This window comes from Bradyrhizobium sp. BTAi1, from assembly GCF_000015165.1.
GTDB classification, from domain to species: Bacteria; Pseudomonadota; Alphaproteobacteria; order Rhizobiales; family Xanthobacteraceae; genus Bradyrhizobium; species Bradyrhizobium denitrificans.
Genome location: NC_009485.1, coordinates 2,102,909 through 2,120,900, shown reverse-complemented (window position 1 = coordinate 2,120,900; position 17,992 = coordinate 2,102,909). Strand labels below are relative to the sequence as shown.

The following is a 17,992-nucleotide window of genomic DNA, read 5'->3' as shown; positions in this document are numbered from 1 at the left end:
CCCCCGATACCGTGCGCCAATGAGCTTGCGCTACCATGGATCTGAACACCGTCACCGAGATCGTGCGTCCTAGAACGCGGGCAGAGCTGCCCAGCTGGAAGGCAGGCGACGCTTGGCTGGCCGGCGGCACCTGGCTGTTCTCCGAGCCGCAGGCGCAACTGTCGCGGCTGATCGACCTCGGCGATTTCGCCTGGCCATCCCTCACGATCGGCGATCAGGGGCTGAGCATCGCGGCGACCTGCAGTGTCGCTGAGCTCGACGCGCTGCCATGCCCGTCCGATTGGATCGCGGCGCCGCTGATCGATCAATGCTGCCGCGCGTTCCTGGCGTCCTTCAAGATCTGGAAGACGGCGACGGTCGGTGGCAATCTCTGCATGTCGCTGCCGGCGGGGCCGATGATCTCGCTGCTCGCAGCCCTCGAAGGCATCTGCACGATCTGGAAGAATGACGGCGGCGAGCAGCGCGTCGCGGTCACCGACTTCGTCACCGGCAACAACAGCAACCTCCTTGCCCCCGGTGACCTGCTGCGCCAGATCGACGTCTCCCTCGCCGCCTTGAAGCGCCGCACCGCATTTCGTCAGATCGCCCTGACGCCCGTCGGACGCTCCGGCGCGCTGCTGATCGGCACGGCCGGCCGTGACGGCGACCTGGTGCTCACGATCACCGCATCGACGGTCAGACCATTGCAGCTGCGCTTTGCGGCCATGCCGGACGCGGCCACGCTGCGCGCCAGCATTCTCGACGGCGTGTCCGACGCACTCTATCATGACGATGTCCACGGCAAGCCGACCTGGCGCAAGGCCATGACGTTACGCCTCGCGGACGAGATCCGCGGCCAGCTCGCAAGCGGCGCACGATCATGAGCGTCGTCGTCAACGGCAAGGCTGTCGATGCCGCCCCGCGCCCTGGGCAATGCCTGCGCACTTTTCTGCGCGACACCGGCCATTTCGGCGTGAAGAAAGGTTGCGATGCCGGCGACTGCGGCGCCTGCACCGTGCTGCTCGATGGCGAGCCGGTGCACAGCTGCCTGATCCCGGCCTTTCGCGCCGATGGCCGCGAGGTCACGACGGTCGAAGGTCTCGCCACCGCCGACGGCCTGCATCCGATGCAGCAGGCCTTCCTCGACGCCCAGGCGTTCCAATGCGGCTTCTGCACCGCCGGCATGATCGTCACCTGCGCCTCGCTCAACCAGGCCCAGAAGAAGGACCTGGGCGCCGCGCTGAAAGGCAATCTGTGCCGCTGCACCGGCTACCGGGCCATCGAGGACGCCCTGCTCGGCCGCAGCCATGTCGAGGATGTCGCCGCCGGCGAAGCCTTCGGCCGCAGCCTGCCCGCGCCCGCCGGGCCCGACGTGGTGCGCGGAAAGGCGCGCTACACCTTCGATACCGCCATCGAAGGCCTGCTGCATGTCAAGCTCGCGCGCTCCCCGCATGCGCATGCGCGCATCACCGGCATCGACAAAGCGGCGGCGCTCGCCGTGCCGGGCGTGCACACCGTGCTGACGCATGAGGATGCGCCGGCGATGCTGTTCTCCACCGCGCGCCACGAGCAGGCCTGGATGGATCCCGCCGACACCCGCGTGCTCGACGATACCGTCCGCTTCATCGGCCAGAAGGTCGCGGCCGTGGTCGCCGACAGCGAAGCCGCTGCCGAGGAAGGCTGCCGGCGCCTGCGCGTCGACTACGAGGTGCTGCCCGCGGTCGTCGATCCCGCACAAGCGATCGCGCCCGGCGCCCCTCGGATCCACGCCGGCCGCAGCCGGGAGCATCGCATCGCCGACGTCAGCCGCAACATCGTCGCCGAGACCCATGGCGAATTCGGCGACGTCGCGACAGCGCTTGCCGCCGCTGCGGCGACCTATGAAGGCACCTTCACGACGCAGCGCGTCCAGCATGCCGCGCTGGAAACGCATGGCGGCCTTGCCTGGCTCGACGACGACGGCACCCTCAATGTCCGCTCCAGCACACAGGTGCCATTCCTGACGCGGCGGGCGCTGAGCGAGATCTTTGCACTCGCCCCCGACAAGGTCCGGGTGTTCTGCGAACGCGTCGGCGGCGGCTTCGGCGGCAAGCAGGAGATGTTCGTCGAGGATATCCTGGCGCTCGCGGCGCTGAAGACGAAGCGGCCGGTGAAGCTTGAATTCACCCGCGAGGAGCAGTTCATCGCGACCTCGACCCGGCATCCGATGCGCGTCACCGTCAAGGCGGGTGCGGACAAGGACGGCAAGCTCACCGCGCTGCAGCTCGACGTGCTGTCCAATACCGGCGCGTACGGCAATCACGCCGGGCCGGTGCTGTTCCATGCCTGCGGCGAGTCGATCGCGGTCTACAATTGTCCGAACAAGAAGGTCAACGCGGCCGCCGTCTACACCAACACGGTGCCTGCCGGCGCCTATCGCGGTTACGGCCTGCCGCAGACGACCTTGGCGGTCGAAGCCGCGATCGACGAGCTCGCGCTGCAGCTCGGCATCGACCCGTTTGAGATGCGCCGCCGCAACATCGTGCGGCCCGGCGATCCCATGCTGTCGCCGCCGGGCGCCGAGCACAGCGACGTTCTGTACGGCTCCTACGGGCTCGACCAATGCCTCGATCTGGTGGAGCGCGCGATGGCCGAGGCGACGCCGACGCCGGAACTCTCCGACGAATGGCTGACCGGCGACGGCATCGCACTGACGATGATCGACACCGTGCCGCCCGACGGCCACATCGCCGATGCCGCGATCAGCCTGGGCGCCGATGGCGGCTTCACGCTCACCGTCGGCACCGCCGAGTTCGGCAACGGCACCAGCACGGTACACCGGCAGATCGCCGCAACGATCCTCGGAACCACCGTCGACCGCATCACGCTCAAGCAATCCGACACGTCCCATGGCGGCCACGACACCGGCGCCTACGGCTCGACCGGCACCTTCGTGGCGGGGCGGGCGACACAGGCCGCAGCCGAGGCGCTCGCCGAGACGATCAAGCGCGTCGCCGCGGATCACTGGAACGTCGATCCGAGCGAGTGCCGGCTCGCGGATGACGCGGTCAGTTGCGGCGCTCGCCGTCTTCCCTTCACTGACCTCATCAAGGCCGGTGGGCCACCATTGACCGCGCAGGGTAATTCCCAGGGCACGCCGCGATCGGTCGCATTCAACGTCCAAGGTTTCCGTGTCGCCGTGAACAAGTACACCGGCGTGGTCAGGATCCTCAAAAGCGTGCAGGCGGCCGATGCCGGCCGGGTCGCCAATCCGATGCAATGCCGCGGCCAGATCGAAGGCGGCGTCGCGCAATCGCTCGGCGCCGCGCTCTACGAGGAGATCGTCATCGACGAGACGGGCCGCGTCATCAATCCGCGCTTCCGCGACTATCATCTGCCGTCCTATGCCGACGTGCCGCGCACCGAGGTGTTGTTCGCCGAAACGACCGACACGATCGGGCCGCTGGGAGCGAAGTCGATGAGCGAGAGCCCGTACAACCCGGTCTCCGCGGCGCTCGGCAATGCGCTGCGCGCGGCAACCGGCATCCGCTTCACGGCCACGCCTTTCAAGCCGGACCGGCTCTTTCCGCTGTTGCAGGAGAAGTTCGGCGCCTGACACGACCAAGGGGACGATCTGGGGGGACACATGAGCAAGACGATTGATCCGGTCGACGAGATGCTGCCCGTGCCGAAGCTGCTCGCGCTGGGGCTGCAGCATGTGCTGGTGATGTATGCCGGCGCCGTCGCCGTGCCTCTGATCATCGGCCGCGCCCTGAAGCTGCCGCCAGAGGACGTCGCCTTCCTGATCAGCGCCGATCTGTTCGCCTGCGGGCTTGCCACGCTCGTGCAGTGCATCGGCTTTCCCGGCGTCGGCATCCGCCTGCCGGTCATGATGGGCGTCACTTTCGCGTCCGTCGGGCCGATGTTGTCGATGGCCGCCTCGCCCGACATCGGATTGCTGGGCATCTACGGCTCGGTGATCGCCGCCGGCCTGTTCGGCATCATCATTGCGCCGTTCATCAGCCGGCTGCTGCCGCTGTTTCCCCCGGTCGTGACGGGCACCATCATCCTCATCATCGGCGTCTCGCTGATGCGGGTCGGCATCAACTGGGCCGGCGGCGGCCAGCCGACCATCATCAAGGTCGTCGACGGCGTCAGGGGCAATTTTCCCAATCCGGACTATGGTCAGTTGCAGGGCTTGGGCATCGCGCTGTTCGTGCTGCTGGTCATCCTCGGCCTGATCAAATGGGGCACCGGCTTCGTCGCCAATGTGTCGGTGCTGCTCGGCATCGTCGCGGGCGCGATGCTCGCCAGCGCGCTGGGCGTGATGCATTTCGACAAGGTCGCGGCCGCCCCCTGGGGCGCATTGGTGGTGCCGTTCAAGTTCGGCGTTCCGCAATTCAAGCCGGTGCCGATCGTAACGATGTGCATCGTCATGGTCGTGGTGATGATCGAATCGCTCGGCATGTTCCTGGCGCTCGGCGAGATGACCGGCAAGAAGGTCGATCGCGAGGCGCTGGCGCGCGGCCTGCGCGCCGACGGCGTCGGCACCCTGCTCGGCGGCCTCTTCAACACCTTCCCCTATACGTCCTTCTCGCAGAATGTCGGGCTGGTGTCGGTCACCGGCGTGCGCACGCGCTGGGTCACGGTGACCGGCGGCGTCATCATGCTGCTGCTCGGATTGCTGCCGAAAATGGCGGCGCTGGTCGAGGCCGTGCCGCAGGTGGTGCTCGGCGGCGCCGGCCTGGTGATGTTCGGGATGGTGGCGGCGACCGGCGCGCGCATCCTCGCCGCTGTGGATTTCAAGACCAACCGCTTCAATCTGTTCATTGTCGCGATCTCGGTCGGGTTCGGGCTGATCCCGCTCGCCGCACCCGGGTTCTTTCACAACCTGCCCAAGGACCTGCAGCCGCTGCTGGAATCCGGCATCCTGCTGTGCGCCCTGGTCGCCGTGCTGCTGAATGCCTTCTTCAACGGACTCGGCAGCAGCAAGGCCGCGGAAACCGACGCCGCAGCCGCGGCCTCGTCCGCCCAGCACGTCTGAGGCGAAGGATGACTGCGCTACTGCTTGGGACGGCGATCGAACGACATGCCGAACAGACCGCTGCGCTCCGTCTCGGGCTCCGGCTCGGCGGCCGCAGCCGGCGCGCTCGGCTGAGCGGCCGCCTGCGGCGGCGTCACCGGTTTGGGAAGGGTCTCGCACTTCAACGAATACACCAACTTGCCGTCCTCGGTGCGTCCGATCGGCGCGCAGGCATCGGCACGCTTGGCCACACCGGGCTTTGGCGCAGGCGCCATCTGTGCCAGCACGGCTTGCGACATTGCGGTCTGCGCCGCCACCAGCATGACCAGGATCAGTCTCTTCATCGCATCCGCCCCGCTTCGCTATCCGGCGCATTGAACGCAATCGCAGCGCCGAAGTCCACCACATCGCGCGTGCAGGCCGGCCTGTCGGCTGTGCAGGGGCCGCCGCCGCGATGCGCTGGAAATCACTCCCGATCGATGCGACAGATGACAGCCAGGCGCCCAGCTTCCGCGGCGCCCCGCATGAGGAGATGAGCGCACGATGTGGGCTTCGATCATATCGGAATGGCTGAGCCTGATCTTCCGCTGGCTGCACGTGATCGCCGCCATCGCCTGGATCGGCAGCTCGTTCTATTTCATCGCGCTCGATCTGAGCCTGAAGCCGCGCGCGGGGCTGCCGAACGGCGTGATGGGCGAGGCCTGGCAGGTCCATGGCGGCGGCTTCTACCACATCGTCAAATATCTCGTGGCGCCGGCCCAGATGCCGAGCGAACTGACCTGGTTCAAATGGGAGGCCTACACCACCTGGCTGTCCGGCTTCGTGCTGATGATCGTGGTGTACTATCTCAATGCCGACCTGTTCCTGGTCGACAAGTCGATCCTCGATCTGACGCCCGTCCAGGCCGGCCTGTTCAGCTTCGGCTCGCTGGCGCTGGCCTGGTTGCTCTATGAGGCCGCCTGCCGCATCGGGCTTGCGAAGCATGAGCTGCTGTTCGCCATCGGCGGCTATATCTTCCTGGTCGCGCTCACCTATGCGTTCACGCATGTGCTGAGCGGACGCGGCGCCTTCAACCAGATCGGCGCCATCATCGGCACCATCATGGTCGCCAATGTATTCGCGGTCATCATCCCCAACCAGAAGAAGATCGTCGCCGCCCTGCTGGCGGGCGAGGCGCCCGACCCCAAGCTCGGCAAGGCCGGCAAGGAGCGCTCGGTCCACAACAACTACCTGACCCTGCCGGTCGTCGTGCTGATGATCAGCAACCATTATCCGCTGTTGTTCGGCACCCGCTATAATTGGGCGATCGTCGCCATCGTGCTGGCGCTCGGTCCGGTGATCCGCCATTTCTTCAACGAGCGCCACAAGGGCCATCCCTCGCCCTGGTGGGTGTGGGGCGTTGCCGCTGCCGGCATGATCGCGATCCTGCTGCTGTCGGCGGCCGGTCCCCGCGACGCGAAGGCGGCAGCGGTGGCGCCGCCGAGCTTCGCTGAGGTCGCGGACATCGTGACCTCTCGCTGCAGCATGTGTCATGCTACCGAGCCGGTGTGGGAGGGCATCGTTGCCGCGCCCAAGGGTGTGCGGCTCGACACTGCCGAGAATATCCAGCGCAATGCGCGGCTGATCGCGCGCAATGCGGCGTGGTCGAGCGCCATGCCGCCCGGCAACATCACCGAGATCACCGGCGAGGAGCGCGCCGTTCTCGCGGCCTGGGCCGGCGCGCAATAGCGCACCTCCGTGCTCCTGCGCCACATGTCGAATCACCGACTTCACCGAAAGCATCGTCGCGTCGACCTCAGGCCCTTCGGTCGCATCCCTCTTGCTCACATCGCGCTTGCACCGACAGGACGCACCGCGACATTCCCGCAGCGCGATCGGCTCGGGTGATGCGGCTTGTTTCACCCCCTACGAGATGAGAGGGCGCAGGGAAGGCCGGACCTCGGCTGAGGCCCGTGGCCCCCGTGCGTGAAAAAAATGCACGGGGCAGGAACCACAGGTACAGCCGGTCATCCGGCCTTCCCTGCGCGATGGGTTTCACGCTTATGTCGCGCTCTCCTCGGTGTCCGGCCTTTAGCCACCGTCGTCCTCGGGTTCATCATCCCCACGGACTTGGCACCAGCATCGGGGCGCCAGGACCACACGATTTTGCGTCCGTGCCCGACAGCGCTCGTCCTGCACCGCCATTCACGGCCACCGCGACCCACCCCAACGTATCGTGACGACGCGCACGTCCCTCTGCATGAGGCGGGATGACGCTAGAGAACCACACTTTCTGATAAAACGAAAGAGATTTTTTTCGGCGAGGAACGGGCCGGCCTCATCAGACGGGAAGCTTTGCGAAATTGGTGTCCTGGCGCCATCGCTTCCAACCATCACCCGCGAATCGTGCGAGGAATGCGGGAGACGAGCGCGGGGACAACCCGACAAGCGCAACGCGCGGTTGAGCTCAGGCGTCACAAAATACGATTCAGTTCGAGCACGCGTGATTCTCGCCATGAGCTTTGCAGTACTGTTTACCACCCTCAGCCACGCGACTTGGCTGCGGAGGAGATGACGCTACAGTGCGGCAACAACCAGTCGCAGCGAAACGCCCACAATGTCGACCTCCGTCAAAAGCCTGTTGGCCATTGTTGTCGCGCTCATCGCGATCGCCTGTTTCGCGAGTTCGGTGCTGAAGCTTTATCTCGGACTTCTGGTGATCTCGCTGCTCGTCAGCTTTGCGGTCGTCGGCTTTGTCGCGTGGCTGATCGAAGCGCTTGTCAGGCAACGCGATGCGAGCATCAAACGGCGCATCGCGTCGGTTCGCTCGGTCCTCACCGAGGACGCAGCGCCGCTGTCGATGACGAGCGTCGATCAGGCCGCGCCGCCGACACCGAGAGGCGGCTGAGATGCATGTCCGCATGAGCTTCGAGCCGCCGGCGAACTGCACATCGAGCGCGAAGCCGCGTCACCGTTTCATTCGCTTCGCTTTCGACTCCAGCGCGATCAGATAGGACGCCAACATGTCTGGCAGCACGGCGACCACGAGATCGCGGCTGCTTGGGTCCTGCTCGCGCGTGAACAGCAAGGTGCCGAGCATGACCGCGTCGATGGTTGTGGCCGCCGGCGGCCCCAGCTCCTCACCGAGCCTGGCACGCAGGATCCGGTCGATGACCGCCTTGAATTCGCCATGCATGGCCTTGTCATGCAGATCGAGCGTCGCCAGCGCATCAGGATGACGGACGAAGTAGCGGATCGCCCAGCCGATCAGCTGTTCGATGATCTCGGCTGGCGACAGCGCCGCCCACTCCGCATCGGTTCTCTGCAGCACACGATCGAATGCCGACCGCAGCTCGGCATCGTGCCGCTCCGCCAGCGCATCGAGCATCTGGTCCTTGTCGCGGAAGAAGTGATACGCGGAGCCAATCGAGGCACCTGCCCGCTGGGCCGCGGCATGCATGCTGACCGCAGCGAGGCCGGACTCGGCGATAAGCGCTGCCGCCGCATCAAGGAGCTGTTCGCGGCGCTCACGCCCTCGCGCCTGGCGGGGCGCGCGGGCCGCGGTCCGCGTCGAAGGCTCCGGTTTCGTTACATCCTTCCGCCGCACGTCTGGTCGCGTCCTCATTTCCGCCCCCCAAGGCCTCGATGTCCTCGCCCCAGGGACGGCCCTTCTGAGTTCTAAACCGCCCAACAGGAATGTTACTAGACAATTATTTCTAGACATGATTGTCTAATTCACGCACTGTCAAGGGGATGATGCTCAGCATGGTTCCCGAAGCCGTGATCCCTCCCGACGGGAAACCGCTGGTTGGGGTTCTTCGGCCTGCTGCGCCACCCGTTTCATCGTCCGGATGCCATGCGACCGACGGTCCGCTCGGTCGGATGGAAACTGTCAACCCTTCGCTTTGGGCCTGAACGTGCAACCATGATCTCATTCATGCGATCTCCCCCTCCCGCTTGGTCATCAAGCCCTCGCCTTGTGATCATGGCTGGTTGTGCCGCGGCAGGGCTGCTGCTGACGGGCTGCGACCGCAAGGCGGACGTCGCCAAGCAACCGGCCCGGCTGGTGCAGATCGAGACGGTGAAGCTGTCGGAGCGGCGGCAATCGATCACGCTGACGGGCGATGTCCAGCCGCGCGTGCTCGCGGACCTGTCGTTCCGGGTCAGCGGCCGTGTCACCGAGCGGCTCGTCGAGGTTGGCGCACATGTCACGGCTGGCCAGGTGCTGGCCAGGATCGATCCCGCCGAACAGCAGGCCGACCTGGATTCCGCCGAAGCGGCGGTCAGCGCCGCGGAATCGCAGGTCAAGGTCGCGACCTCCAATTTCAATCGCCAGCAGACCTTGTTGTCGAGCGGCTTCACGACCAGGGCGACGTTCGATCAGGCCCAGGAGACGCTGCGGACCGCGGAAGGATCGCTGGAAGCCGCCAAGGCGCAGCGCGACACCGCGAAGGATGCGCTCACCTACACCGAGCTGCGCGCCGACGCCGATGGCACGATCACCGCGCGCAACATCGAGGCCGGCCAGGTCGCGCAGGCCGCACAGCCGGTGTTCACGCTCGCCCGTGACGGCGACCGCGATGCCGTCATCGATGTCTACGAAGCAGCGCTGTCGCTGAAATTCGACGACACCAAGGTCGCGCTGGCACTGCTCTCGGATCCTTCCGTGACCGCCAAGGGCCGCGTGCGCGAGGTCTCGCCGACCATCGATTCCAAATCCGGAACGGTTCGCGTCAAGATCGCGATCGAGAATCCGCCGCCCGAGATGATCCTGGGCAGCGCCGTGTCCGCCACCGGCTTCATCAAGCCCGAGCAGCGCATCGTGCTGCCGTGGAGCGCGCTGACCGCGACCGGCAAGACGCCGGCTGTCTGGCTGGTCGATGACAGCGACAAATCGGTGTCGCTCAAGCCGATCACGATCGAGGACTACGAGACCGGCGCCATCGTCGTCTCCTCCGGACTGAAGCCGGGCGATCGCGTCGTGACCGAGGGCGGCAAGCTGCTCAGCGTCGGACAGAAGGTCACATTCAACGAGGAGACGCGGTCGTGATGACGCCGATGCGTTCTGTGTTTCCGGTTCTCGCGCTCGCCGTGCTCGCCGGCTGCAACGAGAAGAACGAGGCGCCCGAGCCGATCCGGCCGGTGCTGTCGATGAAGGTCGAGCCGCAGGCTGCCAATGCCTCGGCGGTCACCGGCACGGTCGAGCCGCGCTACAAGGCCGATCTCAGCTTCCGTGTGCTGGGACGACTGATCGCCCGGCCGGTCTATGTCGGCGACATCGTGAAGAAGGATCAGGTCGTCGCGGCGATCGATCCCGCCGCGCTCGAGTTGGCGGTTCGCGCCTCGGTCGCCGACGTGTCCCGCAGCCAGGCGCAGCTGACCAATGCCACCGGCACCGAAGGCCGGCAGCGCACCTTGCTGGAAACCGATGCAACCACGAAGGCGACGCTGGAGAGTGCCGAGCAGTCAAGGGCGGCGGCGCAGGCCTCGGTGATCAAGGCGCAGGCCAATCTTGCCAAGGCGCGCGAGCAGCTCGGCTACGCCCAGCTGAAGGCGGATTTCGCCGGCATCGTCACCGCCGTCAGCGCAGAGGTCGGCCAGGTCGTCTCGCCCGGCGTGAGCGTCGTGACCGTGGCGCGGCCCGACATCCGCGAGGCGGTCATCGACGTCGGCGACGACCTCGCAAGCGGATTGCAGGCCGGCACGCCATTCACGGTGCGTCTCCAGGTCGATCCCAGCGTCAGCGCCTCGGGCAAAGTGCGCGAGATTGCGCCACGCGCCGACGCGACGACGCGCACCCGCCGTGTCCGCATCGCGCTCGACAATCCGCCTGAGATCATGCGTCTCGGTACCACGGTCACCGCCAGTCTCGATGCGGAGCAGAAGATGGTCATCCGGCTGCCGCGCTCGGCCGTGCTGGAGCAAAACGACAAGCGCTTCGTCTGGCTGATCGACACCGCCAGCAAGACGGTGAAGCGGCAGGAAGTCACGATCGCCACCAATGAGGATGGCAGCCTCCGGGTCACCGGCGGCCTCGAAGCCGGCCAGCGCGTCGTCACCGCCGGCGTGAACAGTCTCAAGGATGGCCAGTCCATCCGCATCGATCAGGAAACTCAGCCGTGAAGTCCTTCAATCTCTCCGACTGGGCCCTCGAGCACCGTTCGCTCGTCTGGTACTTCATGATCGCCTTCATGGCGGCCGGCCTCTACTCCTATCTGCATCTGGGACGCGAGGAGGATCCGTCCTTCACCATCAAGACGATGCTGATCCAGGCCAAATGGCCCGGCGCCTCGGCCGAGGAGATGACGCGGCAGGTCACCGAGCGGATCGAGAAGAAGCTCGAGGAGCTGCCGGCGCTCGACTACACCAAGAGCCTGACCGTGCCGGGCCAGACCACCGTGTTCGTCAATCTGCGCGACACGACCAAGGCGCGCGACGTGGTGCCGACCTGGCTGCAGGTCCGCAACCTGATCAATGACATCAAGGGCGACTTCCCGTCGGGCGTGGTCGGGCCCGGCTTCAACGACCGCTTCGGCGACGTGTTCGGCAACATCTACGCCTTCACCAGCGACGGCTTGAGCCAGCGCCAGCTGCGCGACCGCGTCGAGGAGGTCCGCGCCAAGGTGCTGACGGTGCCGAATGTCGGCCGCGTCGACATCGTCGGCGCGCAGAACGAGGTGATCTATCTCGAATTCTCGCCGCGCAAGGTGGCCGCGCTCGGCATCGACCAGCGCACCATCCTCAACGCGCTGCAGGCCCAGAACGCGGTGTCGCCGTCCGGCGTGCTCCAGGCGGGCCCCGAGCGCGTTGCGGTGCGCGTCTCCGGCCAGTTCACCTCGGAGGAGAGCCTCAAGGCGATCAACCTGCGCATCAACGACCGCTTCTTCCCGCTCACCGACGTCGCCACCATCAGCCGCGGCTACGAGGATCCGCCGACCTCGCTGTTCCGCTTCAACGGCCAGCCGGCCATCGGCCTGGCCATCGGCATGAAGGCCGGCGCCAATCTGCTCGATTTCGGCGAGGCGCTGAAGGAGGAGATGACCAAGGTCGTTGCCGACCTGCCGGTCGGCGTCGGCGTGCATCTCGTCTCGGACCAGCCCAAGATCGTCGAGGAAGCGGTTGGCGGCTTCACCAAGGCGCTCTACGAGGCCGTCATCATCGTGCTCGCGATCAGCTTCGTCAGCCTCGGCGTGCGCGCCGGCCTGGTCGTCGCGATCTCGATCCCGCTGGTGCTCGCGATCACCTTCCTGGTCATGGCCTATACCGGCATCTCGCTGCAGCGCATCTCGCTGGGCGCGCTGATCATCGCGCTCGGCCTCCTCGTCGACGACGCCATGATCGCGGTCGAGATGATGGTAGCGCGGCTCGAGGTCGGCGATTCGCTGAAGAAGGCGGCGACCTATGTGTACACGTCCACGGCGTTTCCGATGCTGACGGGAACGCTGGTCACGGTCGCCGGTTTCATCCCGATCGGGCTGAACAACAGCGCCGCCGGCGAATTCACCTTCACGCTCTTCGTCGTGATCGCGGTCTCGCTGATCGTATCGTGGATCGTGGCCGTGCTGTTCACGCCGCTGCTCGGGGTCACCATCCTGCCCGCGAGCCTGCCGAGCCACCATGCCGAGGCGGGCCGGCTGACGCGGATGTTCCGCGCCATGCTCGACGCCTGCATGCGGCATCGCTGGACCACGATCATCGTGACCGTCCTGATCTTCGCTCTCTCGGTGTTCGGGATGCGCTTCGTGCAGCAGCAGTTCTTCCCCTCCTCGGACCGCAACGAGCTGGTGATCGACTTCAACCTGCCGCAGAATTCCTCGATCGCCGAGACCAATGCGCAGATGGCGAGGTTCGAGCAGGAGGCGCTCAAGGGCGATCCTGATATCGACCATTGGTCGACCTATGTCGGCTCCGGCGCGCAGCGCTTCGTCCTGTCGTTCGACGTGCAGCCGGCCGACGTGTCGTTCGGCCAGATCATCGTCGTGACCAAGAGCCTGGAGGCGCGCGACCGCGCCCGCGCCAAGCTGCAGACCTATCTCACCAAGACCTTCCCCGGCACCGACGCCTATGTGCATCTGCTCGACATCGGGCCGCCGGTCGGCCGCCCGGTGCAATATCGTGTCAGCGGGCCCGATGTCGCCAAGGTGCGCGAAATCGCCCAGCAGCTCGCCGGCGTGATGCGGGCCAACAGTCATCTCGGCGCCGTCATCTTCGACTGGATGGAGCCCGCCCGCGTCGTGAAGGTCGACGTGCTGCAGGACAAGGCGCGCCAGCTCGGCGTGACCTCATCCGACATCGCCAACGCGCTCAACAGCGTGCTCGACGGCTCCTCGATCACCCAGGTGCGCGACGACATCTATCTCATCGATGTGCGCGGCCGCGCCCAGGCCAAGGAACGGCAATCGCTGGAGACGCTGCGCGACCTGCAGCTGTCGGGCTCGAACGGCCAGTCGATCCCGCTCGCCGCGCTCGCGACGCTGCGCTACGAGATCGAGCAGCCCGAGATCTGGCGGCGCTCGCGGCAGCCGACGCTGACCCTGAAGGCCAGCGTGATCGATCAGGTCCAGCCGAACACGGTGGTCGATCAGCTCAAGCCCGCGATCACGGCCTTCAACGCCAAGCTTCCGGCCGGCTTCAAGGTCGTCACCGGCGGCGCGGTCGAGGAAAGCGCCAAGAGCCAGGCGCCGATCATTGCCGTCGTTCCGATCATGCTGTTCACGATGGCCACCATCCTGATGCTGCAGCTGCAGAGCTTCCAGCGCCTGTTCCTGGTGTTCGCAGTGGCGCCACTGGCGCTGATCGGCGTTGTCGCGGCGCTGCTGCCGAGCGGCGCGCCGCTCGGCTTCGTCGCCATCCTCGGCGTGCTCGCACTGATCGGCATCCTGATCCGCAACTCGGTGATCCTGATCGTGCAGATCGAGCATCTGCGCGACGAGGGCCGGCCGCCCTGGGAGGCGGTGATGGAGGCGACCGAGCACCGCATGCGGCCGATCATGCTGACCGCCGCCGCAGCCTCGCTGGCGCTGATTCCGATCGCCCGCGAGGTGTTCTGGGGCCCCATGGCCTATGCGATGATGGGCGGCATCATCGTCGGCACCGTGCTGACGCTCCTGTTCCTGCCGGCGCTCTACGTCGCCTGGTTCCGCATCAAGACGCCGGAGAACAGCGCAGCGGCCGATGCCGCTCCGCATGGGGCCTAAGTCGGGGCTTGCGGAATCGCAGATAATTGCATGGGATAAGCCGTTCGCGTGGGTTAAACGCCACGCGGCGGCCGGTTAGGTTCGGCTTCCATGGAAGGATGCGAATCATGACCGATCCACAGATCGTCTGCCCCTCCTGCCGCACCGAGATCAAGCTCACCGAGCAGCTCGCCGCGCCCTTGATCGCGGAGACCCGCCGGCAGTTCGAGAAGCAGCTTGCCGCCAAGGAGGCCGATTTCGGCCGCCGCGAGGCGCAGCTCAAAGCGGCGCAGGAGCAGATCGCGCAGGCCAAGGCCGCGATCGACCAGCAGGTCGCCGCCAAGCTGAAGGCGGAGCGCGCCGCGATCGCCGAGGCCGAGGCGGCGAAGGCACGCCAGGCCGTCGCGGATGAGATGGGCAATCGCGACCGCCAGCTCGCCGAACTGCACGAGGCCATCCTCAGCAAGGACGCCAAGCTCGCCGACGCCCAGAAGGCGCAGGCCGAGATGATGCGCAAGCAGCGCGAGCTCGACGAGGCCCGCCGCGAGCTCGATCTCACCGTCGAGAAGAAGGTCCAGGAGTCGCTCGTCGCCGTGCGCGACAAGGCGCGGCTCGAGGCCGAAGAAGGGCTGAAAGCCAAGGTCGCCGAGAAGGAGACCCAGATCGCCGGCATGCAGCGCCAGATCGAGGAGCTGCGCCGCAAGGCCGAGCAGGGCTCGCAGCAGCTGCAGGGCGAAGCGCTGGAGATCGAGCTGGAATCGCAGTTGCGCGCGCGCTTCCCGCGCGATCTGGTCGAGCCGGTACCGAAGGGCGAGTTCGGCGGCGACGTGATCCATCGGGTGGTGGCCCCGAGCGGCCAGGTCTGCGGCGCGATCCTGTGGGAATCCAAGCGCACCAAGAACTGGAGCGATGGCTGGCTCGTCAAGCTGCGCGACGACCTGCGCGCGGCCAAGGCCGACATCGCGCTGATCGTGTCGACCGCGCTGCCCAAGGGCGTCGACGGCTTCGACCTGATCGACGGCGTCTGGGTCGCCGAGCCGCGGTTCGCGCTGCCGCTCTCGCTGGCGCTGCGCCAGTCGCTGATCGACGTCGCCGGCAGCAAGCTCGCCCAGGAGGGCCAGCAGACCAAGATGGAGATGGTCTACGCCTATCTCACAGGTCCCCGTTTTCGTCACCGCATCGACGCCATCGTCGAACGCTTCACCGAGATGCAGTCGGATCTCGATCGCGAGCGCAAGACCATGATGCGTCTGTGGGCCAAGCGCGAGGAGCAACTGCGCGGCGTGCTGGATTCCACCGCGGGCCTCTACGGCGACCTGCAGGGCATCGCCGGACGAGCGATGCAGGAGATCGAAAGCCTCGACGTGCTGCTGATCGAGGGCAAGAGCCAGGCGGCGGAGTAGGCGCGTCGCCCGCGCGCATTCGGCCGTAGCCCTGCACCACTATACTACTTTTATGATTTTCCTATGCGGCCGCACGCGGCCGCATCTCGCATTCCTATGACATGCGGAGGCATATCCATCCGAGCGAAGGTCGGCTTGGCCGACCGGACATATGGATGGATCAGATGTCCCTTCTCACGTCTCACCACCAGCAGCTGCATCGTGCGGCATGGTCAAAACCTCAGGCGCGCGCGAACGACAGGGCCCGCGCCCTGCTCGGTCAGTTCGCTCGCTTCGCGCTGGTGCTGACCGGCGCCTGCGGCCTGCTGACCTTGATGGTCATCCTCAAGACGACAGCCTACCTGTCGCATCATCCGATGTGATGATGAGGGCGAATTCGCCCAAGGAGATGGATGAGCTGCTGATGTGGCGCTGAGGCCGTGCCTCTTGCGCGGTTTACCTCATCCCTCCCCTCTCAGCGCGAGCGAAGCTCGTCGCGCCCCCGTGTACAACGGGGAGCGGGAGCGCCCCGTCGGTGCCGAGGCAGCTGACTACGACCAAGCAAGGCGAGCCGCCTACTTCACTGGCCGCTTTTCGAGCTTGCGGGCCAAGGTGCGGCGATGCATGCCGAGCCGTCGTGCCGCCTCGGAGATGTTGAAGTCGGTCTCGATCAGGGTCTGGTGGATGCGTTCCCATTCCAGGGTCTTGATCGAGGTGGAGCGCTCGGGGAGCGCGATCTGCGCATTGCCCTCGGCCTTGCGGAAGGCTTCCTCGATGTCGTCGGTGTTCGACGGCTTGGCGAGATAATGGCAGGCGCCGAGCTTGATCGCCTCGACCGCGGTGGCGATGCTGGCAAAGCCGGTGAGCACCACGATCAGCATCTCCGGATCATGCGCATGCAGCTTCTCGACGCAGACGAGACCCGAAGCGCCGCCGAGCTTCAGATCGACCACCGCATAGCCGAACGTCTTCTCTTTCAGGGCCTCGTCGACTTCCTCGAGCGAGGCGGCGACCACGGCCTCATAGCCACGCCGCTCGAACGACCGCTTCAGGGTGCGCGCGAAGCCGTCGTCATCCTCGACAATCAGAAGAGAGCGTTCAATCTCCACTGGGCTCTCCAATCGCAAGCATCGACAGCGGCAGAGACAGCCGCACGGTTGCCCCGCGTCCCCGGTGGTTCCAGGCAGAAACGCCGCCGCCAAGCTTGCGGATCACATTGACCACCAGGAACAGGCCTAGGCCGCGGCCGGGGCGCCCCTTGCTCGACTGATAGGGACGGCCGAGCTGCGCCAGCATCGCAGGATCGAAGCCGGGTCCGCGATCGCTGACGCTGAGCAGCAGCTGATCACCGTCGCGCTCAGCGACGAACTCGACCCACTCGCGCGACACCTCAAACGCGTTGTCGAGCACATTGACGATCGCCTGCTTCAGCGCGACGTCGGAGACAATCGCGGGGTCCGAGCCGAACTCATTGCGGAACATCAGGTTGCGCGCCGAGCGCGCGGCGCTCCACTCGGCAACGAGATTGCTCAGGAACGCCTTCAAGGTCGTCGGCGCCGAGCCTTCGCCGCGCGCCTGCCCGGCTGACACGAGAATGTCGGTCACGATCGACTTGCAGCGCTGCACCGCCGCTTCCATCTCGGTGAAGTCTTCCGCCAGCGCCGGGTCGGCCGAGATGGCCGTCATTCGCCGCCAATCGTTGAGGATCACCGAGATCGACGCCAGCGGCGTGCCGAGCTCATGCGCCGCGCCGGAGGCGAGCAGGCCCATGCGGATGATGTGATCCTGCTCGGCGGCGTGCTGCCGCAGATCGGCAAGCTTGGCATCGCGTTCGCGCAGGTTCCGGTTGATGCGCGTGACGAACACGACGAGCAGCACCGCGTCGAGTACGAAGCCGACGAACATGCCTGTGACGTGCAGGCTGAAAGGATCGCTGACGTGACGGTGCGGCAGCTCCAGCGGCCGGTACTCGATGGTGAGCCAGATGAAGCTGAGCACGGTCAGCGCAACCAGCGACCAGGACGAGCGCGCGTCGAGCAGCACCGCGCCCAGCGTCACCTGCAGCAGATAGAGGCAGGTGAACGGATTCGACGCGCCGCCGGTGAGATAGAGCTCCGACGTCAGCGCGACGACGTCGAGCATCAGCGCGATCAGGAGATCGCGATTGCCGACATCATCGCGCGTGCGCAGCCAGACATGGCTGGCGATGTTGAGCGCCACGAGGGCGCAGATGATCGCGGCCATCGGCACCACCGGCAGCGCGATCCCGAACCAGGAGGTGACGAAGGCGATGGTCACGATCTGACCGACCACGGCGATCCAGCGCAGCTGGATCAGGAGCACCATGTTCTTGCGGTTGGTGGCGTCCTTGGTCGGCAGCGGCGCGTGGATCTCGGGCGTGGCGAGCGCGGCCACCGCCCCGATCGGCAGGTTTGGCGCCTCGTTCCTCATACGGCGGCGTCCAACATCAGCGT

14 protein-coding genes are annotated in these 17,992 nt (G+C 66.3%); 10 read left to right on the top strand and 4 right to left on the bottom strand.

Going from position 1 to position 17,992, the window contains the following annotated elements; all coding sequences use genetic code 11:
* Nucleotides 1-35: 35 nt before the first annotated feature.
* From BBTA_RS09540 to BBTA_RS09530, 3 genes are read left to right on the top strand one after another with little or no spacing between them, the layout of a single operon-like run.
* Nucleotides 36-863: an FAD binding domain-containing protein gene (locus tag BBTA_RS09540; protein WP_012042267.1), complete on the top strand. Its 828-nt coding sequence runs from the start codon at nt 36-38 to the stop codon at nt 861-863.
* A complete protein-coding gene (locus BBTA_RS09535) occupies nt 860-3,574 on the top strand; it encodes a molybdopterin-dependent oxidoreductase (protein ID WP_012042266.1) in 2,715 nt (904 codons plus the stop codon). Before BBTA_RS09540 ends, BBTA_RS09535 begins: the two co-directional genes overlap by 4 nt.
* 30 nt (nt 3,575-3,604) lie before the next feature.
* Entirely contained in the window at nt 3,605-5,002 is a 1,398-nt protein-coding gene (locus BBTA_RS09530) for a nucleobase:cation symporter-2 family protein (protein ID WP_012042265.1), read from the top strand.
* Between the two features lie 17 nt (nt 5,003-5,019).
* Here BBTA_RS09530 and BBTA_RS09525 read toward each other — a convergent pair whose 3' ends face one another.
* On the bottom strand, nt 5,020-5,325 hold the full coding sequence (locus BBTA_RS09525) for a hypothetical protein (protein ID WP_012042264.1): 306 nt from the start codon (nt 5,323-5,325) through the stop codon (nt 5,020-5,022).
* 199 nt (nt 5,326-5,524) lie between these two features.
* On the opposite strand from BBTA_RS09525, the gene BBTA_RS09520 reads away from it, so the two are divergent.
* Nucleotides 5,525-6,709, top strand: a complete 1,185-nt coding sequence (locus tag BBTA_RS09520; RefSeq protein WP_012042263.1) for a urate hydroxylase PuuD — start codon at nt 5,525-5,527, stop codon at nt 6,707-6,709.
* A gap of 868 nt (nt 6,710-7,577) precedes the next feature.
* Nucleotides 7,578-7,868, top strand: coding sequence for a hypothetical protein (locus BBTA_RS09515; RefSeq protein ID WP_012042262.1), 291 nt, complete (start codon nt 7,578-7,580; stop codon nt 7,866-7,868).
* Nucleotides 7,869-7,928: 60 nt separating this feature from the next.
* On the opposite strand, the gene BBTA_RS09510 is transcribed toward BBTA_RS09515, so the two are convergent.
* Nucleotides 7,929-8,585, bottom strand: a complete 657-nt coding sequence (locus tag BBTA_RS09510; RefSeq protein ID WP_085972592.1) for a TetR/AcrR family transcriptional regulator — start codon at nt 8,583-8,585, stop codon at nt 7,929-7,931.
* Nucleotides 8,586-8,885: 300 nt separating this feature from the next.
* Between BBTA_RS09510 and BBTA_RS09505 the strand changes: the two genes are divergently transcribed.
* The 5 genes from BBTA_RS09505 (at nt 8,886) to BBTA_RS09485 (ending at nt 15,901) form a co-directional block, all read left to right on the top strand.
* Nucleotides 8,886-10,010 carry an efflux RND transporter periplasmic adaptor subunit gene (locus BBTA_RS09505; RefSeq protein WP_012042260.1) on the top strand — a complete coding sequence of 375 codons (1,125 nt, stop codon included), beginning with the start codon at nt 8,886-8,888 and terminating at the stop codon, nt 10,008-10,010.
* The gene (locus BBTA_RS09500; RefSeq protein ID WP_012042259.1) at nt 10,007-11,083 is read left to right on the top strand and encodes an efflux RND transporter periplasmic adaptor subunit; all 1,077 of its coding nucleotides are present in this window, start codon (nt 10,007-10,009) and stop codon (nt 11,081-11,083) included. Before BBTA_RS09505 ends, BBTA_RS09500 begins: the two co-directional genes overlap by 4 nt.
* Nucleotides 11,080-14,157, top strand: coding sequence for an efflux RND transporter permease subunit (locus BBTA_RS09495; protein ID WP_012042258.1), 3,078 nt, complete (start codon nt 11,080-11,082; stop codon nt 14,155-14,157). Before BBTA_RS09500 ends, BBTA_RS09495 begins: the two co-directional genes overlap by 4 nt.
* A 107-nt stretch (nt 14,158-14,264) precedes the next feature.
* The gene (locus BBTA_RS09490; protein WP_012042257.1) at nt 14,265-15,539 is read left to right on the top strand and encodes a DUF2130 domain-containing protein; all 1,275 of its coding nucleotides are present in this window, start codon (nt 14,265-14,267) and stop codon (nt 15,537-15,539) included.
* Between the two features lie 164 nt (nt 15,540-15,703).
* A complete protein-coding gene (locus BBTA_RS09485) occupies nt 15,704-15,901 on the top strand; it encodes a hypothetical protein (protein WP_148221423.1) in 198 nt (65 codons plus the stop codon).
* Nucleotides 15,902-16,093: 192 nt separating this feature from the next.
* Here the strand turns inward: BBTA_RS09485 and BBTA_RS09480 are convergent, their stop codons facing one another.
* Both BBTA_RS09480 and BBTA_RS09475 read right to left on the bottom strand, forming a co-directional pair.
* The gene (locus BBTA_RS09480; RefSeq protein WP_012042256.1) at nt 16,094-16,627 is read right to left on the bottom strand and encodes a response regulator transcription factor; all 534 of its coding nucleotides are present in this window, start codon (nt 16,625-16,627) and stop codon (nt 16,094-16,096) included.
* The gene (locus BBTA_RS09475) at nt 16,617-17,969 is read right to left on the bottom strand and encodes an ATP-binding protein (protein ID WP_012042255.1); all 1,353 of its coding nucleotides are present in this window, start codon (nt 17,967-17,969) and stop codon (nt 16,617-16,619) included. The genes BBTA_RS09480 and BBTA_RS09475 overlap by 11 nt, the downstream gene beginning before the upstream one ends.
* Nucleotides 17,970-17,992: the final 23 nt, after the last annotated feature.